The sequence below is a fragment of the Nocardia sp. NPDC001965 genome (assembly GCF_053594175.1).
Map to the genome: position 1 here is coordinate 1 of NZ_JBSFDZ010000009.1, position 20,305 is coordinate 20,305.

The following is a 20,305-nucleotide window of genomic DNA, read 5'->3' on the forward strand; positions in this document are numbered from 1 at the left end:
GCCCTCGAAAGCGCATGAGCCGAGGGCGCGAGTCTCGAGGGCGCAACGGCGGGACGGGCCTCGACCTTTGTGGGCCTCGTAAAACTCGGCACCGAGGGCGCGGGCCCGGCTTGGGGTGGGCCGATCGCCTCGGAAATCGGGTGGTGGGTCGTTCCGAAAACGGAGGTCGTGGAAACCGGGAAGCCGTCCGGAAAACCAGAGGCTGTCCTGAAAGTCGGGGGGCTGTTCGGAAAACCGGGGCAGGTTATCCCTGATTCGCAGGGCGCAAACTGAAGGGTATGTCTCGGGCGCGTAATGGGTCGGGGCTTGCGGGCGCAGGAGTTTCGGGGAACGGTGTGGGCGCGGGTGGCTATCTGTGCGAGCGTCGTCAGTCCGTCTCGGATCGCAGGGCGGGGCGGTCGGGGTGGTCCCAGCGCACGAAGTGATCCGGTGTCTCGCTGTGTTCCCGGTCGTGGGCGAGCAGGCCGGGTACGGTCCAGGAATCCTCGGCGGGGGTGCGGCGGGTGAGGGCGGCGGCGGACAGATCGAGCCGGATGGTGCGGTCGAAGGGGAGTCCGCGCCCCAGCAGCATGGGACCCGCGACGAACAGCACTGTGGCCGGCAGCGCGGTGCGGCGGTGGGCTCGCGCGGAGCGGTCGGCGGCCTCGTCCCAGAGCGCGGGCAGCCAGATACCGGCGTGATGGATCGAATCGAGGACTTCGCGGCGCAACGCCGAATAATCGAACCAGCCGGTGCGATAGGAGATCTCGTCGCGGCCGAACTCCATCCGCAACGACGCCGGTCGCACGAAATCGTGCAGCGCGACCGTATCCACCGGACGGCCGTCGGCCCGTACCCGGTCGGCGGCGCGGCGCGCGAACTCCATCGGGTGCGCCGCGTCGGCCCCGTCGATCCCGACCACCCGGTAGCCGTCCAGCGGTCGCAGGGTCCGGGCCACCAGATCGGCGAGTGCGTCGGGGGTTATCGGGGAGAAACGCGGCACCGGTTCATCACAGCAGGTCCGGCCCGGACTCCGGTGACGGGGATTACCCGCGACCGGGTCATGGGAAATGTGACGGCTCGGGATAATGTCAGCGAATGGCGACTATCGAAGAGGCACTGGAGATCGAACGCCTCGAGCGGGATATCTTCCGCGGCGCGTCCACCAAGACCCAGCTGCCGCGGACGTTCGGCGGACAGGTGGCGGGCCAGGCGCTGGTCTCGGCGGTGCGTTCGGTGGAGCCGCGGTTCCAGGTGCATTCGCTGCACGGCTACTTCCTCCGGCCCGGTAACCCGGCGGCGCCCACCGTCTACATGGTCGACCGGATCCGCGACGGTCGCTCGTTCTGCACCCGGCGGGTCACCGGGGTGCAGGACGGTGACGCGATATTCACCATGTCGGCTTCCTTCCATATCGGTGACGAGGGGCCCTCGCATCAGGACGAGATGGCCGATGTGGAGCCGCCGGACGATCTTCCCGACGCCAAGACCTCGATGGACCCGGAGCGGTTGTGGGCGATGCGGGAATGGGAGCACTGGGATATCCGCCCGGTACCGCAGGAACAGGTGACCCGCCGGCCCGGTGTGGTGTCCCCGCAGCAGGTCTGGTTCCGTTACCGGCATCCGCTGCCCGACGATCCGCTGTTCCATGTGTGCACGCTCGCCTATATGAGCGATATGACGCTGCTCGGCTCGTCGAAGGTCACCCACCCCGACGAACCCACCCAGAACGCCTCGCTCGACCACGCCATGTGGTTCCTGCGGCCGTTCCGCACCGACGACTGGCTGCTCTACGATCAGTCTTCCCCGTCGGCCGGGTTCGGGCGCGCGCTGACCGGCGGCAAGATCTTCGATCGGGGCGGCCGGCTGGTCGCCGCCGTCGTCCAGGAGGGCTTGATCCGCACCCTGCGTTCGTAGCCGGATCCGGAGCGCGGAGATGCCGCCGGACCCACCGGGTGCCCGGGGTGACCCCGGGCACACCGCACCGGCTCGTAAGCTCGCACGAGTGAACGAGTCTGCGGTTTCCCCGGAATCGGTGGCCGCGCCGGATACCGGTGCCACCCCCGCTGCGCCCACCATCGGTGTGCTGGCCCTGCAGGGAGATGTCCGGGAACATATCGCCGCACTCGCCGAATGCGGTGCCCGCCCGGTGCTCGTGCGCCGGCCCGCCGAACTGGCCGCGATCGACGCGCTGGTATTGCCCGGCGGGGAGTCCACCGCCATCAGCAAACTGCTCGAGATCTTCGAACTGCTGGAACCACTGCGGGCCCGGCTGCGCGCGGGGATGCCCGCGTTCGGCTCCTGCGCCGGGATGATCCTGCTCGCGAGCGAGGTGCTCGATACCCGGCCCGACGCCCGGCATCTGGACGGTATCGATATGACCGTGCGCCGCAATGCCTTCGGACGCCAGGTCGATTCGTTCGAAACCGATATCGAGTTCGCCGGCCTGCCGGGCGGCCCGGTCCGGGCGGTGTTCATCCGGGCGCCGTGGGTCGAACGTGCCGGCGACGGAGTGGAGGTGCTGGCCCGCGTCCCGGGTGGTCCGGCCGCCGGGCGGATCGTCGCAGTACGGCAGGGCCGGGTCGTGGCCACCGCCTTCCACCCGGAAGTCACCGGTGACCACCGTGTGCACCGAATGTTCGTCGATCTGGTGCGTGGCGTAGCGTTATCGACCGATACCGTGCCATCGACCTGAAGGAAGTAGGGAATGAGCGGCCACTCCAAATGGGCCACCACCAAGCACAAGAAGGCGGCGATCGATGCTAAGCGTGGCAAGCTCTTCGCCAAGCTGATCAAGAACATCGAGGTGGCGGCCCGGACCGGCGGTGGCGATCCGGAAGGCAACCCGACGCTGTTCGATGCCATCCAGAAGGCCAAGAAGTCCTCGGTTCCCAACGACAATATCGAGCGGGCACGTAAGCGCGGCGGCGGCGAGGAAGCCGGCGGCGCCGACTGGCAGACCATCATGTACGAGGGCTACGGCCCCAACGGGGTCGCCGTCCTGATCGAATGTCTCACCGACAACCGCAACCGGGCCGCCGGTGAGGTCCGGGTGGCCATGACCCGCAACGGCGGGAACATGGCCGATCCGGGATCGGTCTCCTATCTGTTCCACCGCAAGGGCGTCGTCACCCTGGAGAAGAACGGTCTCTCCGAGGACGATGTGCTGGTGGCGGTTTTGGACGCCGGTGCGGAAGAGGTCAACGACCTCGGTGAATCGTTCGAGGTCATCAGCGAACCCGGTGATCTGATCGAGGTCCGCAAGGCGCTGCAGTCCGCCGATATCGACTACGACTCGGCGGAATCGGGTTTCCAGCCGTCGGTGAGTGTCGCGGTCGACGCCGAGGGCGCCCGCAAGGTGTTCAAACTGGTCGACGCGCTGGAGGACAGCGACGACGTCCAGAACGTCTACACCAACGTCGACATCTCCGACGAGGTACTCGCCGAGTTGGACGCCGACTAGCTGTACCGGCCCGCGAGGTGCACGTAGTGCTCCCGCAACGCGGGGTAGTAATCGTCGAACTCGGGGTGTCGCGTTCCGTTGCGTGACGCCCCGAGTGCGTCCAGGTAGTAGTCCCAGCCCGGCCCGATCTCGGGAACCTGCTCGATCGAGATCAGATGGTGGACGAAGGCCAGTTCGGTCTGCCCGTCCCGCTCGGTGAGGGTCACCTCGAGGTGCCAGCTGCCGTGCTCGTCCACGGCGCGCAGGGCCAGACGGCGCGGCGGGTCACATACCTCCACGGTGTATTCGCTCCACGGCTGTCCCTCCTCGAAGGACAATTTCACCCGCACGGTACGACCCGGTGCCGCGTCGCCCTCCCACGGTCCGAACCAGCGTGCAGTGCGCTCGGATTCGGTGATACTCGCCCATACGTCCTCGATGGGCGCGCGATAGGTCCGAGTGAGGACCAGATCGTGGCCGCCGGGTGTCTGTTCCAGGCGTCCGGTGGGGCAGATGCTCATGCCGAGTTCTCCTTGTCTTCGGGACTTGCCGAGTCGTCGGGAATTGCCGAGTCTTCGGGAACTGCCGTGCGGCCGGAAGACGATGAGTCCGTCTCCGGCGGGGTGGTGGACCGGCGTTCCCGCCGGGTGCGGTGGACCTCGGTGGCCAACGCGTCGAGCCGGTGTTCCCAGGCCGCGGGCTCGTCCAGGGTGCCGAGCCAGGCCCGCAGTTCACGCAGCGGTCCGGTATCGAGCACGTAGTACCGCTCACGACCCACCAGTTCGTCGTGTACCAGGCCGCTGTCGCGCAGAACCCGCAGATGCCGGCTGATCGCGGGCCGGCTGATCGGGAATCGGGCGGCGATGGCGCCCGCGGTGCGCCGGGTACCGCGCAGCATCTCCAAGATCTCCCGCCGTACCGGATCGGCAATCGCCGCGGCCACCTCGTCCACCCAGAAAGGGTAACCAGTTGGTTACGCTTTTGTCCATTGGCCGGAAGGTCTCGATCAGAGGAGGGGCGGGCGTGCCGCCGGGATGGTGCCCATCGGCGGCGGCACAATGGCGGGATGGTCGCTGTGACGCTCGTGCACGGGGATATCACCGAGCAGCAGGTCGACGCGGTGGTGAACGCCGCGAATTCGGAGCTGCTCGGCGGCGGCGGAGTGGACGGCGCGATCCATCGGCGCGGTGGGCCCGCGATCCTGGCCGAATGCCGGCGACTGCGGGAAACCGACTATCCGCGGGGTCTGCCCACCGGGCAGGCCGTGGCCACCACTGCCGGTGAACTACCGGCCCGCTGGGTCGTCCACACGGTCGGGCCGGTGTGGTCGACCCGGGGCGACCGCGCGGCGCAGCTCGCGCCGCTGCTGGCCTCGTGTTATCGCGAGTCGCTGCGAGTCGCCGACGAGCTGGGTGCGCGAACGGTCGCTTTCCCGGCCATCTCCACGGGCGTGTACCGCTGGCCGATGGACGACGCGGCGCGGATCGCGGTCGATACCGTCCGCCGAACCCCGACGCAGGTCGAGGAAGTCCGGTTCGTGCTTTTCGATACCGCCGCCTACGACATATTCGCAGCGCAACTGGGCTCCTGAGCATCCGGCGACCGAGGCCCGTGTCACTGGCGCCGAGATACCCGGTCCTGCACTAGACTTCGAACAACTGTTCGTTCTGGGAAGGGATTCGTCGGGTGCGGGTGATGGGCGTCGACCCCGGGCTCACCCGGTGCGGGGTGAGCATGGTCGAAGGGGGCGCCGGGCGCACCGTCCGGGCGATCGCGGTGGATGTGATCCGCACTCCGGCCGAGATGGACCTGGCCCAGCGCCTGCTGCGCATCTCCGATGCCGCCGAGGAGTGGATGGGGACCCACCGCCCCGAGGTCGTCGCGATCGAGCGCGTGTTCGCGCAGCACAATGTGCGGACCGCGATGGGGACCGCGCAGGCCGGCGGCGTGATCGCCCTGGCGGCCGCGCGCCGCGAGATCCCGGTGATGTTCCATACTCCCAGTGAGGTGAAGGCGGCCGTCACCGGTAGCGGTACCGCGGACAAGAAACAGGTGACCGCCATGGTCACCCGGATCCTCGGGCTCGCGGCACCACCGAAACCGGCCGATGCCGCCGACGCGCTCGCCCTCGCCATCTGCCACTGCTGGCGGGCACCGCTGCTGGAGCGGATGGCGCGGGCCGAGGCCCTGGCCGAGCGGGCCCGGCAGCAGTACACGAAACGACTGGAACAGCAGCGGAAGGCGGTGCGCGGGTGATCGCGTCCATTCGCGGCGAAGTTCTCGAACTCGCCCTCGATCATGTGGTACTGGAGGCCTCGGGCGTCGGATACCAGCTCCACGCGACCCCCGCGACGCTGGCCGGGCTCACCCGTGGTGCCGAGGCCCGGTTGTACACCGCGCTGATCGTGCGCGAAGACTCCATGACGCTGTACGGGTTCGCCGACACCGAGGCACGCGATCTGTTCGGTCTGCTGCAGACCGTATCCGGGGTCGGGCCGCGACTTGCCATGGCCGTACTGGCGGTCCTCGAACCCGAAGCCCTGCGCAAGGCGCTGGCCGCCGGCGATATCGCGGCGCTCACCAGGGTGCCGGGGATCGGCAAACGCGGGGCCGAACGGATGGTCGTGGAACTGCGGGACAAGGTGAACCTGGTCCCGGTGCCCGCGGACAGCGCCACCGCGGTCGCGCCGGTCCGCACCCCGGTCCGCGACCAGGTGGTGGAAGCACTCACCGGTCTCGGGTTCCCGCTGAAACAGGCCGAGCCCACCGTGGACGCCGTCCTGGCCGAGAATCCCGAGGCCGGGAATTCCGTCGCGCTGCGCGCCGCGCTCGCAGTCCTGGGCAAGAACCGCTAGGCCGCGATGGACTACGACGACGCCCCGGATTCCGCGGAATCCCCGGTCAGCGCCGGCTACCTGGCCTCCGACGGCGATACCGACTCCGGTTTGCGGCCCACCTCGCTCGACGGATTCATCGGGCAGCCGCGGGTGCGTGAACAACTGGCGCTGGTCTTGCGCGGTGCCCGGGCCCGCGGCGGTACACCCGACCACATCCTGCTCTCCGGACCGCCGGGTCTGGGTAAGACGAGCCTGGCGATGATCATCGCCGGTGAACTGGGTACCGCGCTGCGGATCACCTCCGGGCCGGCTCTGGAACGGGCCGGCGATCTGGCCGCCATGCTCAGCAACCTGGTGCCCGGGGATGTGCTGTTCATCGACGAGATCCACCGGATGGCCCGGCCCGCGGAGGAGATGCTGTACCTGGCGATGGAGGATTTCCGGGTCGACGTGGTGGTCGGAAAGGGGCCGGGCGCGACCTCGATCCCGCTCGATATCGCCCCGTTCACCCTGGTGGGCGCGACCACCCGGTCCGGCGCGCTGACCGGTCCGCTCCGCGACCGGTTCGGTTTCACCGGGCATATGGACTTCTACGAGCCCGATGAACTGCTGCTTATCCTGCAACGATCCGCGCAGATCCTCGGCCTGGGTATCGACACCGATGCCGCGGCCGAGATCGCGGGCCGCTCCCGTGGAACACCCCGGATCGCCAACCGGCTGCTGCGCCGGGTCCGCGATTACGCCGAGGTACGGGCCGACGGGCTGATCACACTGGCTGTCGCCCGGGCCGCGCTCGAGGTCTACGACGTCGACCCGATGGGTCTCGACCGGCTCGACCGGGCGGTGCTGGGGGCGCTGGTCCGCGGTTTCGGCGGGGGCCCGGTCGGTGTCTCGACGCTTGCGGTGGCGGTCGGTGAAGAGCCGGCGACGGTCGAAGAAGTCTGTGAACCGTTCCTGGTACGGGCCGGGATGGTGGCGCGGACACCGCGCGGGCGGGTCGCCACCGCTGCGGCCTGGTCGCATCTGGGCTTGACGCCGCCCCCCGATCTGGCGTTCGGCGCGCTCGAGGTGCGTGGTCGTGAACCCCACCCGACACTCGGCCTGTTCGAATGAGCGACGGCGGCCGCGTCCGGTGCTCGATCGGCCGGTTCGCTCAGAGGCCGAATTCGCGACGTACCCGTTCGACGAAGGCATCCACCTGGTCCGGGTGATATCCGCGCCCGAACAATCCCGCGGGTGCGCGGAACCCGCGACCGAGCACCGCGCCGGTGAGGGTGGCGCGGCCCCGCAGCGCGGCCGCCACGAGATCCAGGAACTCGTCGACATCCTGTTCCCGGTACCCGCGCTGCCCGAACGGCGCTCGCGCGAAAGCGATCTCGTGAACTTCCTCGGGAGTCATCGGTCGATTATCGCCGGAGCGGGGCGCTTGCCGCGGCGGCTTCGGCGGACGGTGACACGTACCACCGGCTCACCTGCGCCGTGACCCGGACACCCGGTGTTCGGCGTGCGGGTGTGGCGCGGATCCGAAGAACTGGCAGACTGTGTGCGTACCCGTCCCCCTACTCACCCAGATCAGGAACTGACTTCGACCATGGATCTGCTGTTTCCGCTCATACTGGTCGCGCTACTGGTGCCGATGTTCCTCGGCATGCGCCGCCAGAAGAAAGAGGCCGACAAAGTCGCCCAGATGCAGGACAGCCTGAAGGTCGGTGACCGGGTCACCACCACCTCGGGCCTGTACGGCACCGTGATCGAGGCCGACGAAACCAGTGTCGATCTCGAGATCGCCGAGGACGTCGTGACGACCTGGCTGCGTGCCGCGATCCGCGATGTGCGGACCGAAGACGACACGACCGGTGATGCCGAGGAGACTCCCGGTACGGATGCCGAGGGCGCCGAGTCCACCGACTCGCCCGCTGCCCCCGCCGCCGAGGAGACCCCTGAGCAGACCGAAACCCGGCTGACCAAGGACTGATCACCACGGCCCGGCCACCGGACCGGATATCCCGGGCGACCGGTGGTATAGGCATGTGCCGTGGCCGTTCCACCCCAGAACTTCCGCCTAGGAGATGACGACCTGTGCCACCGTCCCAGGGATCGGCGCACCAATTCCGCTGGCTCGCCGTGTTCGGCGTGCTGGTGGCCGCGATCTACGCGCTGGTGTTCTTCACCGGTGACAAATCACCGACACCCAAACTCGGCATCGATCTACAGGGTGGTACCCGGGTCACCCTGACCGCGCGAACGCCCGACGGGAACCGACCCAGCAAGGACAGTCTCACCAAGGCGCAGGAGATCATCGAGAACCGCGTCAACGGTCTCGGTGTCTCCGGTTCCGAAGTCGTGATCGACGGGGACAACCTGGTCATCACCGTGCCGGGTGAGGACAGTCAGCAAGCCCGCACGCTGGCCAGTACCGCCAAGCTCTACATCCGGCCGGTCCTGAAGTCGTCCGCGGCTCCGAACCCGCAGCAGGCCCCGGGCCAGACGGCACCCGGCACCGCCCCGGCCCCGGAGCCCACCGCGCCCGCCCCGGCCGGTGCCGAGGGCAGCGTTCCGGATACCGGCACAGACGGGACGGTCCCCGATGCGGGCACCGCACCCGATACCGGCGCCCAGGAGGGCACGGTCCCCGATACCGGCGCCACGGCCCCGGCCGAGGAGACGCCCGCCGCCGCGCCGCTGCCGGAGAGCGAGATCGACGTCCACCCGGCCCAGGCTCCCGGTGAGTCGCCCACCGAGCCGTCGGCACCTGCCGAGCCCACACCCGCCCCGGCGCCGCAGGACCCGGGCGCGCAGCAGCCGCCCGCGGGCTCGCTGACCCCGCAGGAGCAGGCGCAGCAGGAGATCGAGATGGCGAAGGCCGTCCGGCAGAGCACCGATCCCACCACCCAGCAACTCGCCATGGCGTCCATGGACTGCACGGCGGCCGATCCGCTGGCCGGTAACGACGATCCGAACCTGCCCCTGGTCACCTGCTCGACCGACGGTCGAGAGGTGTTCCTGCTCGACGCGAGCCGTATCGACGGTCAGGAGATCGCGAACGCGACGTCCGGCCTGAACACCGAACAGGCCCGGCACGAGGTGAACCTCGAGTTCAAGGGCAGCGGTAGTGACGCCTGGGCCTCGCTCACCGGTGAGTACGTCCAGCAGCGGGTCGCCTTCGTTCTCGATTCCGAAGTGGTCAGCGCGCCGGTGGTCCAACAGGGACCCCAGCTGGGCGGACGCACCTCGATCTCGGGCGATTTCAACGCGGCCAGCGCCAAGGAACTGGCGAATACCCTGAAGTACGGTTCGCTGCCGCTGTCGTTCCAGACCTCCGAGGCCGAGACGGTCTCGGCGACGCTGGGTCTGTCCTCGCTGAAGGCGGGTCTGCTCGCCGGCGCGGTCGGCCTGATCGTGGTCCTGGTGTACTGCCTCATCTACTACCGGATGCTCGGGTTCATCACGGCCCTGTCGCTGGTGGGGTCGGGTATCGCCGTATACGGGATCATGGTCCTGCTCGGCCGCTGGATCGGGTTCACCCTGGACCTGGCCGGTATCGCCGGTCTGATCATCGGTATCGGTATGACCGCCGACTCGTTCGTCGTGTTCTTCGAACGCATCAAGGACGAGATGCGTGAGGGCCGCAGTTTCCGGTCGGCGGTACCGCGCGGCTGGCAGCGCGCCCGTAAAACCATCCTGTCCGGTAACGCTGTCAGCTTCATCGCCGCCGCCGTGCTGTATGTGCTGGCGGTCGGTCAGGTGCGCGGCTTCGCGTTCACACTCGGATTGACCACCATCCTCGATGTGATCGTGGTGGTCTTGGTCACGGCACCACTGGTCCATCTGGCATCCCGGTCCGCCTTCTGGGGCAAACCGTCGGTGAACGGCCTCGGCGCGATGCAGGAGCTCGCCCGGGAACGCAAGGCGGCCGAAGCCGCGGTCGGGAAGGCGTGACGATGAACGATTCCGTGACGATGGACAAGCCCCGGCCCTCCGCGCCGCGTTCCTCCGGAACCCGGCACAGCTGGATGAACCGGCTCTACACCGGCACCGGTGTGCTCGACGTGGTCGGTAACCGCCGCCGCTGGTATCTGATCACCGCCGCGATCGTGCTGATCTGCCTGCTCAGCATGGCGCTGCGCGGTTTCACCTTCGGCATCGACTTCGTCGGTGGTTCCCGGATCCAGCTCCCGGCCGGCGATGTCACCACCGAACAGGTGGAGCAGGTGTACAGCGACGTCATCGGTTCGGATCCCGAATCGGTGCAGACCGTGGGCACCGGCGACGGCAAAACCATCTTGATCCGCTCGGAGACGTTGAACGCCGAACAGCTCGGCGCGCTGCAGACCGCGCTGTTCGACCAGTTCCAGCCGCGCGACGACAGTGGGAATCCGAGCCGCAACGCCATCAGCGCCTCCGATGTCAGTGAGACCTGGGGTGGCCAGATCACCCGGCAGGCGCTGATCGCGCTGGCAGTGTTCCTGGTACTGGTCAGCGTCTATATCGGCATCCGGTACGAGCGCGATATGGCGCTGGCGGCGCTGGCCGCGCTCGTCTTCGACCTTCTGGTCACCGCCGGCGTGTACTCACTGGTCGGTTTCGAGGTGACACCCGCGATGGTGATCGGCATGCTCACCATCCTCGGGTTCTCGCTCTACGATTCGGTGGTCGTCTTCGACAAGGTCGAGGAGAACACCCGCGGTGTGCTGCACACCAGCAGGCGCACCTACGGTGAACAGGCGAACCTGGCCATCAACCAGACCCTGATGCGTTCCATCAACACCACCCTCATCGGTGCGCTGCCCATCATCGGCCTGATGGTGATCGCGGTGTGGATGCTGGGGGTCGGCACGCTGCAGGATCTGGCGCTGGTACAGCTCGTGGGCACCCTGGTCGGCGCCTACTCGTCCATCTTCTTCGCGACCCCGCTGCTCGTGAGCATCAAGGAACGCTGGGGTCCGGTGGCGTCGCACACCCGGAAAGTGCACGCGCGCCGGGCCGCGCAGGCGAGCGGACGACCCGTTCCCGGCGCGGAACGGGTCCGGCCGGCGCCCGGCCGGCGTCCCGCGGGCGCGGTCGACGACCGAGAACAGCGCAATCCACGCAGGACCGGGCCCGGCGGGCCTCCGCCCGGCGCCCGCCCCACCGGAAAACGACAGAGGCGGCACTGACAGACGAGGGGTAGATCGATGCGACACTCATCTCTGCGCCGGACGATCGCGCTGCTCGCGGCCACGGCCGCGGCAGCCACCCTGGCGGCCGGTTGTTCCGGCAAGGACAAGGTGCCCTCGATCGGGTACGCCGTCGATACCACCGTCACCAGCTACAACGGCGGGACCACGGCGGGCGCGGCCGCGGCCCAGGCGATCTTCGGCCGGGTGCTCACCGGATTCTTCTACACCGGGCCCAACGGTCAGCCGGTCGCCGATTCCGATACCGGGTCCGCAAAGGAGGTCCCCGGGGAGGCACAGACCATCCAGTACCGGCTGAACCCGGCGGGGGTCTACTCCGACGGGGTGCCCACATCCTGTGACGATCTGGTGTTCACCTGGGCCGCCCGCAGCGGCCGGTTTCCCGGATTCGATTCGGCGAGCACGGCCGGTTACGAGGATATCGAGCGGGTGGAATGCCAGCCCGGTTCCAAGGACGGCACGGTGGTGTTCCGGCCGGGTCGCCGCTATCTGCCCTGGCGGACCCTGTTCGGCGCCGGGGAACTGATGCCCGCGCATGTGGCCGGGCAGTCGGCGAACGTGCCCGATATCGTCGCCGCCGTCCAGAACGACGACCGGCCCGCGCTCGACCGGCTCGCCCAGTTCTGGAACACCGGCTGGAATCTGACCCCCGGTGAACTCGATATCACCGCGTTCCCCTCCTCCGGCCCGTACCGGCTCGAATCCTTCGATCTCGACGACGGCCTGGTCCTGGTCGCCAATGAACGCTGGTGGGGAGACGCGCCCGCCACGGGCCGGATCGTCGTCTATCCGAAGCCCGCCGACCTCGCCGCGCATATCGACGAAGGTTCGGTCTCGGTGGTCGATATCGGCACCGGTTCGCTACCCGACCTGAACTTGGACGCGTTCGCCGTACAGCAATTGCCCAGCCGCGGTGTCGAACAGCTGGTACTCAGTACCGGTGGTGCCCTCGAATCGGATGCCGCCCGGCGCGCGCTGGCTCTCTGTGTGCCGCGGCAGGCGCTGTTCGACCAGCTCGGCCGGGTGGCCGACGCACCGGAGACCGGGCTGGGCGCCGGACTCGCGGATTCGCGGACGGTACAGCCGGATTCGGCGTACTACCCCGCGGTCACCGGCGCCGCCGGTCCGTTCGCGGGCGGTGATGTGGCCGGTGCCAAAGCGGCGCTCGCCGAGACCGGTAAGAAGCAGCTCACTGTCCGGGTCGGCTATCCGGCCCCGGACGCTCGGCGCGCCCGAACCGTCTCGATGATCGCCGACTCCTGTAAACAGGCCGGGATCACGGTGGAAGACGCGAGCACACCGGATTTCGGCTCGGCGCAGCTGGCCGGGGGTGCCGTGGACGCGATTCTCGGCGGTCCGGGCGGATTGCCGGGTCCGGCCGGTTCCCTCGACGGGACCGCCGCGGTCGGTGGGTTGCGCAGCGGTAGCGGCCTCAATGCCGGTCGATTCCGCAACGGTCGTTACGATGCGATCACGGATCAGCTTGCGGCCGACGACAACTCGACAGATCAGTTGAATCTGCTCACCGAAGCGGAGAACCTGCTGTGGGCTCAGCTGCCGAGTGTTCCGTTGTTCGCGACTCCGCGCACCATCGCCTTCGCCGGTGGTCTGCAGAACGCTGTCGCGGGGCCCACCAGGGCTGGATCCGGCTGGAATATGGACCAGTGGGTCCTGCAGCGCTGAGTTGCGTGGGTTGGGAGATGATGGAGGTGTCGATGAGCAAGCATGCGGCGGTCGAAGCCGCGGACGCGGTCGCCGGACGGACCGGCGAGGCCGCCGCGATGGTGCGCAGGTACACCCGCTGGGCCGACGACTTCCCGGAGCCCGGGATCAGGTTCGCCGATCTGACACCGGTTTTCGCCGATCCCGAGGGGTTCCGGACCGTCGTCGACTGCCTCGCGGCGCTGGTACCCGATATCGATCTGGTCGCCGGCGTGGATGCCCGGGGCTTCCTGCTCGGCGCCGGTGTCGCCACCACCTTGGGCACCGGGGTCCTCGCTGTCCGTAAGCGCGGCAAGCTGCCGCCGCCGGTGATCACCCGGGAATACGAACTCGAGTACGGTACGGCCGCCCTGGAGATCCCGGCCACCGGAGTCGCGCTGGAGGGCCGCCGCGTCCTGCTGCTCGACGATGTGCTTGCCACCGGCGGCACCTTGGCCGCGGCCGCCGAGCTGTTCGCCGATGCCGGAGCCGAGGTCGTGGCGGCCGCGGTCGTCCTCGAGCTCGAGGCGCTGGGTGGCCGGGCCCGGCAGGGGGATTATCCCGTCACCTCGATCGTCGCCGTGTAATCGCTTCGGCCGCCGGGCTCCGGACCGGAGTTTTCCGCTACCTGCCCGGTCGTCGTGAAGTCGGCGATCACGGTGCGCCGGGCGCGGTCGGCGGGTTCGTACCGGCCTGTGACGGGTTCGCGGCAGGCGCCACGGTGTGATGTGGCACGTAATTCCCTGGCATTCGCGACGGTCCCGGGTGTAGCCTCGCCAAAGTCTTGTTCCCGAGGATCGGAGCTGCCGTTGCTCTCATGAGGTAGTCGCACGTGCGACCCGCGTTCTGCGCGTCGCTTCGGTATCGATACCTCCAGGGGCAGCCATGGCCGCTATTTCTCTTTCCGATCTTTCTTTCGCCTGGCCGGACGGGACTCCGGTGCTCGACGGGCTCGACGCGGTGGTCGGGCCGGGCCGTATCGGGCTCGTCGGAGCCAACGGCGCCGGTAAATCCACCCTGTTACGGCTGATCGCGCGTGAGCTGTCGCCGCTGCGGGGATCCGTGACGGTCGCCGGGACGCTGGGCTATCTGCGCCAGGACCTCGGCCTGGCCGCGGGCCGCCGTGTCGACGAGGTTCTCGGTATCGACCGGATACGGGAAGCGTTGCACCGCATCGAGTCCGGAATCGGCTCCGATACCGATTTCGAGGTCGTCGGAACGCAATGGGATATCGAAGAGCGTGCGGTGGCACTGCTGGGCCGGCTCGGCCTCGGCTATCCGACGGGTACCGTGCGGCAACTCGATCGTCGGCTGGACACACTGTCGGGCGGTGAGACCGTCCTGCTGGGCCTGGTGGCGCAATTGCTCACCGAACCGGATGTGCTGTTGCTCGACGAACCCACCAACAATCTCGATCGGGCCGCCCGCACCCGCCTGTACGAGGTCGTCGCGCAGTTCACCGGCACCGTCGTGGTCGTCGGCCACGACCGCGACCTCCTGGACCGGATGGACACCATCGCCGAACTGCGCGGTGGCGCGGTGCGCTTGTTCGGTGGCAATTACAGCGACTACGAGCACACCGTCGAGCTGGAGCAGGACGCCGCCCGCGCAGCGATCCGCGATGCCCGCGGCGATATGCGCAAACAGTCGCGGGAACTGGTGGAGGCGCGGATCAAGCTCGATCGGCGGCAGCGGTACGGGCAGAAAATGTTCGAGAACAAACGCGAACCGAAGATCATCATGGGCCAGCGCAAACGTGAGGCCGAGGTATCGGCGGGCAAACTGCGCAACCACCACCTGGAGAAGGTGGACGACGCCCGGAAACGCCTGGAACAGGCCGAGGACCTGCTGCGCGACGATCGCGAGATCCGCGTCGATCTACCCGGTACGCGCCTGTACCAGGGCCAGGAGGTCGTCGACCTGCGGGAGGTGCGGCTGGCGAACGGACCGGTGGTGTCACTGGCCGTCCAGGGCCCGGAGCGGCTGGCGGTCACCGGCCGCAACGGTGCCGGCAAAACGACCCTGCTGCGGCGGATCGTCGCCGAGCCGCCGCGAGTGCCGTGGCGTTCGCTCCCGCAACGCCTCGATATCTTCGACGAAGAGCGGACCGTCTACGAGAACGTCGCCGATAGCGTCCGGCACGTGGATCCGGAGCGGATCCGGGCCCAGCTCGCGCGTTTCCTGTTCCGCGGCGCGGACGCCGATGTACCGGCCGGGGCGCTCTCCGGCGGCGAGCGGCTGCGGGCGGCACTGGCCGTACTGCTGCTCGCCGAGCCCGCTCCCGGTCTGCTGATATTGGACGAGCCCACCAATAATCTCGACCTGGTGAGTCTCGGCCACCTCACCCAGGCGCTCGCCGCCTACCGGGGAGCGTTGATCGTGGTGAGTCACGACCAACGGTTCCTGGACGAGATCGGGGTCACTCGGCAACTGGAACTGACCCCGGCCGGTCTGGTGGGATGAGACCGCCCCCGCCCACAGAGGAACGTGGGAGGGTGGTGGGGCGTTCTACCGGGTAACCCCGTAGATCGAGAGATGTCGATGGTGTTGCGGTGGGGGGTTCCCACGGTGCTGTGGGGGTTAAAGTTGGTGGTCTGGAACGTTGCGGTGATCGACCGCGGCACGGAGAGGTGGTGGCATGACTCAGCATCTGGGCGAGGCGAATGTCGAGCAGACGTCCGGCCCGCAGTCGAAAGGTGCAGTCACCCCCGCCCCTGCCGCCGGTTCGCGCCCGGAGCCCGCCCCCGAAACCGACGGGGTTCGTGCCTCCGGCGCGGTGCCGAGTTCGGCCTCACGACGGGTACGTGCCCGGCTGGCCCGGCGGATGACCGGTCAGCGCGGTATCCCGGCGGTGAAACCGGTGCTGGAGCCCTTGGCCACGGTGCACCGGGAGCTGTATCCGAAAGCCAACCTCACCCAGCTGCAGCGCGCGTTCGACGTCGCCGACGAGCGGCACGCCACCCAGTTCCGGAAATCCGGTGACCCCTACATCACCCATCCGCTGGCGGTCGCGAACATCCTCGCCGAACTGGGTATGGATACCACCACCCTGGTCGCGGCGCTACTGCACGACACCGTCGAGGACACCGGCTATTCGCTCGAGCAACTGACCGCCGATTTCGGTTCCGAGGTCGCCCACCTGGTCGACGGTGTGACCAAACTGGACAAGGTCAATCTCGGGGCGGCAGCCGAGGCCGAGACCATCCGCAAGATGATCATCGCGATGGCCCGCGACCCGCGTGTCCTGGTGATCAAGGTGGCCGACCGGCTGCACAATATGCGGACCATGCGGTTCCTGCCCCCGGAGAAGCAGGCCAAGAAGGCACGCGAGACCCTCGAGGTCATCGCGCCGCTGGCGCACCGGCTGGGTATGGCCACCGTCAAATGGGAGCTCGAGGACCTCGCGTTCGCGATCCTGCATCCCAAGAAGTACGACGAGATCGTTCGCCTGGTAGCCGATCGCGCGCCGTCACGTGACACCTACCTGGCAAAGGTGCGCGCGGAAATCGTCAACACCCTGGCGGCGTCCCGTATCCCCGCCACGGTCGAGGGCCGCCCCAAGCACTACTGGTCGATCTATCAGAAGATGATCGTCAAGGGGAAGGATTTCGACGATATCCACGATCTGGTGGGTATCCGGATCCTGTGCGACGAGGTACGGGACTGCTACGCCGCGGTCGGCGTGGTGCATTCGCTGTGGCAGCCGATGGCCGGCCGGTTCAAGGACTACATCGCCCAGCCCCGCTACGGTGTCTACCAGTCGTTGCACACCACGGTGGTCGGTCCGGACGGTAAACCGCTCGAGGTGCAGATCCGTACCCACGACATGCACCGGACCGCCGAATTCGGCATCGCCGCGCACTGGCGCTACAAGGAAACCAAGGGCCGCCACTCCGGTGATGCCGCCGAGGTCGACGATATGGCGTGGATGCGGCAGCTACTCGACTGGCAGCGCGAGGCCGCCGACCCCGCGGAGTTCCTGGAATCGCTGCGGTTCGATCTGAAGGCCCCGGAGATCTTCGTCTTCACCCCCAAGGGTGATGTGATCACGCTGCCGCAGAAGTCGACGCCGGTGGACTTCGCCTACGCCGTGCACACCGAGGTCGGGCACAAATGCATCGGAGCCCGGGTCAACGGTCGGCTGGTCGCGCTGGAACGCCAGCTGGAGAACGGGGAGGTTGTCGAGGTCTTCACCTCGAAGGCACCCAATGCCGGGCCCAGCCGCGACTGGCAGACCTTCGTCGTCTCGCCGCGGGCCAAGGCCAAGATCAGGCAGTGGTTCGCCAAGGAACGCCGCGAAGAGGCCCTGGAGAGCGGCAAGGAGCAGATCAACAAGGAGGTCAAACGCGTCGGTCTGCCGCTGCAGCGGCTGATGAACGTCGACGCCATGACCGCCGTCGCCCACGAACTGCACTACGGCGATATCTCCACCCTCTACACCGCGGTCGGTGAGCATCAGGTCTCGGCCCATCACGTGGTGCAGCGACTGATGGCCCAGCTGGGCGGTATCGGCGATGTCGAGAACGAACTCGCCGAACGGTCCACACCGTCGACCACACCCTCGCGGCAGCGGCTCACCGGCGACGCCGGCGTGCTGATCCCGGGTGCGGAGGGTACCGTCGCGAAACTGGCCAAATGCTGTACACCGGTCCCGGGTGACGAGATCATGGGCTTCGTGACCCGCGGCGGGTCGGTCAGTGTGCACCGCGTCGACTGCACCAACGCCGGCTCGCTACAGGCACAGTCCGAACGCATCATCGAGGTGGAGTGGGCACCGTCGCCGCATTCGGTCTTCCTGGTGGCCATCCAGATCGAGGCCCTCGACCGCACCCGCTTGCTCTCCGATGTCACCAAGGTTCTCGCCGACGAGAAGGTCAACATCCTGTCGGCGTCGGTCGCCACCCACGGCGACCGGGTCGCGATCAGCAAGTTCACCTTCGAGATGGGCGATCCGAAGCATCTCGGGCATCTGCTGAATGTTGTCCGCAATGTCGAGGGAGTCTACGACGTGTACCGGGTGACTTCCGCCGCCTGAGCGTACCTCCGCGTTCGCTTCGGCCGTGCGCGTCTTGGGTACCTGCGCGTTCGCTTCGGCCGTGCGCGTTCTGCGGGTCTGCGCGTTCGCTGTGGCCCGGTGCGCTCGGCTGCGTGATCCCGGGATTCGCGCGGTCGGGGCTCTGGGTATCTCCGGACCTGCTCCGGTTTGCGCCCGCCCGGTGTGCCGGGCACCCGCGTCGACCGCTCGGCCCGTCCGCGCGGCGGCCGCGTGTCGCAGTTCCCCCCTCGTTCGGCTCGCTCCGGATCTCGGGTGTGGAACGGCGGCTGTCCGACGGCGACCCCGGAGCGTTTCGGGGTCTTGGCAGCGGAGTCGGGTATGCCGGAAATATATAACGTTCGGGCTTCGGCGCGCCGCGTCGTGTACGGATCGCTCTGGCGGGTCACGTAAACTCTTCGCCGCGTCAGCGGTCATAGCCGGAATCTGTTACCGTTTACTGCGTTTCGTCGCGCTCGGTAACTGCGGTAGGACTGATTGCGGGTCGCTATGGCTGGATGCACAAGATTCTCGGGGATGCTGATCGCACTCACCGTCGCTGTGGCGACGGCGACAGCAGGCACAATCGCCGCTCCCGCGTACGCTCAACCGGCCGGCCCCGGGGGCCCGCCGACCGAGCTCGCGGTGACGTCGTGTCCGGCACTGTACGCGTTGGGGATTCAGGGCACAGGTGAATCGTCGCCCGACGCCGCGCCCACGACCGACACCGGCATGCTGTCCACCGTCTTCCGGCCGCTCATGGCCGCAGCACCGGACCAGGGGCTGGTGGAACGCGCCTATGTGCCCTACGAATCCAGTTTCGGCGGGGTCGACGGCGGTAGCGCCACACCGTATTCGGATTCGGTCAAGGGCGGTCTGATCCGGCTGCGCAGTATGGCGAACTCGGTGGCGCAGCGCTGCCCCGAAACCCGCTTCGCGATCGTCGGGTATTCGCAGGGCGCTCATGTGGCCTCGGTGTTCGCGCAGGAGGTCGGTCAGGGGCAGGGCGCGCTGCCCGCCGAAAAGGTTGCCGCGGTAGCGCTGATCGGCGACCCCACCCGCAACGCGGGTGCCCCGCTGTTCCCCGGCTCACCCGGCAAGGCCAATCCCGACCCCGCGCCCGGCACCGAGGGCACGGAGATCGGGAATATCGCTGCGCTGAACCAGGCCCCCGCCGCCGGCGGCGGTATCGCCCCGGATCGCGATACGGCCGAGAATTTCGGCTCGCTCACCGGGCGGGTGGCCAGCTTCTGCGCCGCGGGCGATCTCGCCTGTGACGCGCCCGAGGGTGCCCCGATCCTCAAGGCTGTCGCCGGGGTCGTCGGACAGATGAAGCTCAGCGGTGGCGATCCGATCGCCTCCCTCACCTCGATCGCGCAGGCGCTCGCCTTCACATCGATCAAAACCGCAACGAAGGTGATCAACGAGGATGTGCAGGGCACCTCACTGGCGACCCTGAACATCTCACCGAAGAAATCGATCTCCGAACGGCTGGCCGATGCCGCCGATCCGCGCACGCCGCTGGATATTCCGGGTGCGATGCGGGCACTGCTCAAAGTGGGCATGATCGGGCTGAACGCGGTGGTCACGGTGGTCCGGACGGTGTTGAACCCCACGGCGATCGCCGAACTCGCCACCGCGGGCCTGGCGAATCCACCGGCGGCATTGTTGATGCTGGGAGTCAAACTGCTCGGGGCGATTCCGCAGCTCGTTCCGCCGACCACCGGGATCCGGCTGGTGAGCCAGGCTTTCAACGCGGTGATCGACAATATCCAAGACAATCACGCGCTGCTCGACACCACGACGTGGGTGCGCTACTGGGACACCATCCAACGGCATCAGGCCTACGGGAACGCAGCTATTTCGGCCACGGGCGAGGCACCCACCCGATTCATCGCGGACTGGTTCGCCGCCGCTGCGCGGGATCTCGCTGCGGTGCACGGTAGCGGCAACGAACCCGTCGCCGAAAAGGCTGCGCCCCCGGTCGGAAGCATGCCGAACGGTGGAACGCCCGTCCCGAACGGATTCTCAGGTTCCGACCCCGGCGCGTCGCCCGCGCCCGCTCCCTCCGGTACGGGACAATTCCCATTTGGGACAGGAGTGAACAATGGTGCCCCGGAAGGTCCGGCGGCCGTCG

General features: G+C 68.1%; 19 protein-coding genes. 15 read left to right on the forward strand and 4 right to left on the reverse strand.

Going from position 1 to position 20,305, the window contains the following annotated elements; genetic code table 11:
• Nucleotides 1–367: 367 nt before the first annotated feature.
• Nucleotides 368–982 carry a hypothetical protein gene (locus ACWCPQ_RS15285; RefSeq protein WP_449898908.1) on the reverse strand — a complete coding sequence of 205 codons (615 nt, stop codon included), beginning with the start codon at nt 980–982 and terminating at the stop codon, nt 368–370.
• A 95-nt stretch (nt 983–1,077) separates the two neighbouring features.
• Between ACWCPQ_RS15285 and ACWCPQ_RS15290 the strand changes: the two genes are divergently transcribed.
• The 3 genes from ACWCPQ_RS15290 (at nt 1,078) to ACWCPQ_RS15300 (ending at nt 3,442) form a co-directional block, all read left to right on the forward strand.
• Nucleotides 1,078–1,896 carry an acyl-CoA thioesterase gene (locus ACWCPQ_RS15290; RefSeq protein ID WP_449898910.1) on the forward strand — a complete coding sequence of 273 codons (819 nt, stop codon included), beginning with the start codon at nt 1,078–1,080 and terminating at the stop codon, nt 1,894–1,896.
• 118 nt (nt 1,897–2,014) lie between these two features.
• Complete coding sequence (pdxT, locus tag ACWCPQ_RS15295) at nt 2,015–2,674, forward strand: pyridoxal 5'-phosphate synthase glutaminase subunit PdxT (RefSeq protein ID WP_449899349.1); 660 nt, start codon at nt 2,015–2,017, stop codon at nt 2,672–2,674.
• A gap of 12 nt (nt 2,675–2,686) precedes the next feature.
• The gene (locus ACWCPQ_RS15300; protein WP_449898913.1) at nt 2,687–3,442 is read left to right on the forward strand and encodes a YebC/PmpR family DNA-binding transcriptional regulator; all 756 of its coding nucleotides are present in this window, start codon (nt 2,687–2,689) and stop codon (nt 3,440–3,442) included.
• Here ACWCPQ_RS15300 and ACWCPQ_RS15305 read toward each other — a convergent pair.
• Nucleotides 3,439–3,942, reverse strand: coding sequence for an SRPBCC family protein (locus ACWCPQ_RS15305; RefSeq protein ID WP_449898915.1), 504 nt, complete (start codon nt 3,940–3,942; stop codon nt 3,439–3,441). The genes ACWCPQ_RS15300 and ACWCPQ_RS15305 overlap by 4 nt on opposite strands.
• Nucleotides 3,939–4,373, reverse strand: a complete 435-nt coding sequence (locus ACWCPQ_RS15310; RefSeq protein WP_449898917.1) for a metalloregulator ArsR/SmtB family transcription factor — start codon at nt 4,371–4,373, stop codon at nt 3,939–3,941. Before ACWCPQ_RS15310 ends, ACWCPQ_RS15305 begins: the two co-directional genes overlap by 4 nt.
• Nucleotides 4,374–4,487: 114 nt before the next feature.
• Here ACWCPQ_RS15310 and ACWCPQ_RS15315 point away from each other — a divergent pair, with 114 nt between their 5' ends.
• From ACWCPQ_RS15315 to ruvB, 4 genes are all read left to right on the forward strand, one after another.
• The gene (locus ACWCPQ_RS15315; protein WP_449898919.1) at nt 4,488–5,012 is read left to right on the forward strand and encodes an O-acetyl-ADP-ribose deacetylase; all 525 of its coding nucleotides are present in this window, start codon (nt 4,488–4,490) and stop codon (nt 5,010–5,012) included.
• Between the two features lie 95 nt (nt 5,013–5,107).
• Nucleotides 5,108–5,677 (forward strand): crossover junction endodeoxyribonuclease RuvC, encoded by a 570-nt coding sequence (gene ruvC, locus ACWCPQ_RS15320; protein ID WP_449898921.1) that lies wholly within the window; start codon nt 5,108–5,110, stop codon nt 5,675–5,677.
• A complete protein-coding gene (ruvA, locus tag ACWCPQ_RS15325) occupies nt 5,674–6,276 on the forward strand; it encodes a Holliday junction branch migration protein RuvA (RefSeq protein WP_449898924.1) in 603 nt (200 codons plus the stop codon). The genes ruvC and ruvA overlap by 4 nt, the downstream gene beginning before the upstream one ends.
• A gap of 6 nt (nt 6,277–6,282) precedes the next feature.
• Nucleotides 6,283–7,371 (forward strand): Holliday junction branch migration DNA helicase RuvB, encoded by a 1,089-nt coding sequence (gene ruvB / locus ACWCPQ_RS15330; protein WP_449898927.1) that lies wholly within the window; start codon nt 6,283–6,285, stop codon nt 7,369–7,371.
• A 40-nt stretch (nt 7,372–7,411) separates the two neighbouring features.
• Here the strand turns inward: ruvB and ACWCPQ_RS15335 are convergent, their stop codons facing one another.
• On the reverse strand, nt 7,412–7,657 hold the full coding sequence (locus tag ACWCPQ_RS15335) for a DivIVA domain-containing protein (RefSeq protein ID WP_449898929.1): 246 nt from the start codon (nt 7,655–7,657) through the stop codon (nt 7,412–7,414).
• 192 nt (nt 7,658–7,849) lie between these two features.
• Between ACWCPQ_RS15335 and yajC the strand changes: the two genes are divergently transcribed.
• The 8 genes from yajC to ACWCPQ_RS15375 form a co-directional block, all read left to right on the forward strand.
• Nucleotides 7,850–8,233, forward strand: a complete 384-nt coding sequence (gene yajC, locus ACWCPQ_RS15340) for a preprotein translocase subunit YajC (protein ID WP_449898931.1) — start codon at nt 7,850–7,852, stop codon at nt 8,231–8,233.
• Between the two features lie 104 nt (nt 8,234–8,337).
• Nucleotides 8,338–10,197 carry a protein translocase subunit SecD gene (secD, locus tag ACWCPQ_RS15345; protein ID WP_449898933.1) on the forward strand — a complete coding sequence of 620 codons (1,860 nt, stop codon included), beginning with the start codon at nt 8,338–8,340 and terminating at the stop codon, nt 10,195–10,197.
• Between the two features lie 2 nt (nt 10,198–10,199).
• Nucleotides 10,200–11,414, forward strand: a complete 1,215-nt coding sequence (secF, locus tag ACWCPQ_RS15350) for a protein translocase subunit SecF (RefSeq protein ID WP_449898935.1) — start codon at nt 10,200–10,202, stop codon at nt 11,412–11,414.
• 18 nt (nt 11,415–11,432) lie between these two features.
• The gene (locus tag ACWCPQ_RS15355) at nt 11,433–13,118 is read left to right on the forward strand and encodes an ABC transporter substrate-binding protein (protein WP_449898938.1); all 1,686 of its coding nucleotides are present in this window, start codon (nt 11,433–11,435) and stop codon (nt 13,116–13,118) included.
• Between the two features lie 98 nt (nt 13,119–13,216).
• Entirely contained in the window at nt 13,217–13,723 is a 507-nt protein-coding gene (locus ACWCPQ_RS15360; protein WP_449899351.1) for an adenine phosphoribosyltransferase, read from the forward strand.
• 298 nt (nt 13,724–14,021) lie between these two features.
• Complete coding sequence (locus ACWCPQ_RS15365; protein WP_449898940.1) at nt 14,022–15,599, forward strand: ABC-F family ATP-binding cassette domain-containing protein; 1,578 nt, start codon at nt 14,022–14,024, stop codon at nt 15,597–15,599.
• Between the two features lie 175 nt (nt 15,600–15,774).
• A complete protein-coding gene (locus ACWCPQ_RS15370; protein ID WP_449898943.1) occupies nt 15,775–18,171 on the forward strand; it encodes a RelA/SpoT family protein in 2,397 nt (798 codons plus the stop codon).
• 534 nt (nt 18,172–18,705) lie between these two features.
• Nucleotides 18,706–20,305 (forward strand): cutinase family protein (locus tag ACWCPQ_RS15375; protein WP_449898945.1); only part of this gene is annotated, 1,600 nt, incomplete at its 3' end.

Excerpts from the sequence above, each read along its gene's own strand:
- ACWCPQ_RS15365 (WP_449898940.1), top strand. The coding sequence starts at position 14,022 with ATGGCCGCTATTTCTCTTTCCGATCTTTCTTTCGCCTGGCCGGACGGG.
- ruvB (WP_449898927.1), top strand. The coding sequence starts at position 6,283 with ATGGACTACGACGACGCCCCGGATTCCGCGGAATCCCCGGTCAGCGCC.
- yajC (WP_449898931.1), top strand. The coding sequence starts at position 7,850 with ATGGATCTGCTGTTTCCGCTCATACTGGTCGCGCTACTGGTGCCGATG.
- ACWCPQ_RS15335 (WP_449898929.1), bottom strand. The coding sequence starts at position 7,657 with ATGACTCCCGAGGAAGTTCACGAGATCGCTTTCGCGCGAGCGCCGTTC.
- ACWCPQ_RS15300 (WP_449898913.1), top strand. The coding sequence starts at position 2,687 with ATGAGCGGCCACTCCAAATGGGCCACCACCAAGCACAAGAAGGCGGCG.
- ACWCPQ_RS15370 (WP_449898943.1), top strand. The coding sequence starts at position 15,775 with ATGACTCAGCATCTGGGCGAGGCGAATGTCGAGCAGACGTCCGGCCCG.
- ACWCPQ_RS15360 (WP_449899351.1), top strand. The coding sequence starts at position 13,217 with ATGGTGCGCAGGTACACCCGCTGGGCCGACGACTTCCCGGAGCCCGGG.
- ACWCPQ_RS15305 (WP_449898915.1), bottom strand. The coding sequence starts at position 3,942 with ATGAGCATCTGCCCCACCGGACGCCTGGAACAGACACCCGGCGGCCAC.
- secF (WP_449898935.1), top strand. The coding sequence starts at position 10,200 with ATGAACGATTCCGTGACGATGGACAAGCCCCGGCCCTCCGCGCCGCGT.
- ACWCPQ_RS15290 (WP_449898910.1), top strand. The coding sequence starts at position 1,078 with ATGGCGACTATCGAAGAGGCACTGGAGATCGAACGCCTCGAGCGGGAT.
- ACWCPQ_RS15355 (WP_449898938.1), top strand. The coding sequence starts at position 11,433 with ATGCGACACTCATCTCTGCGCCGGACGATCGCGCTGCTCGCGGCCACG.
- ACWCPQ_RS15315 (WP_449898919.1), top strand. The coding sequence starts at position 4,488 with ATGGTCGCTGTGACGCTCGTGCACGGGGATATCACCGAGCAGCAGGTC.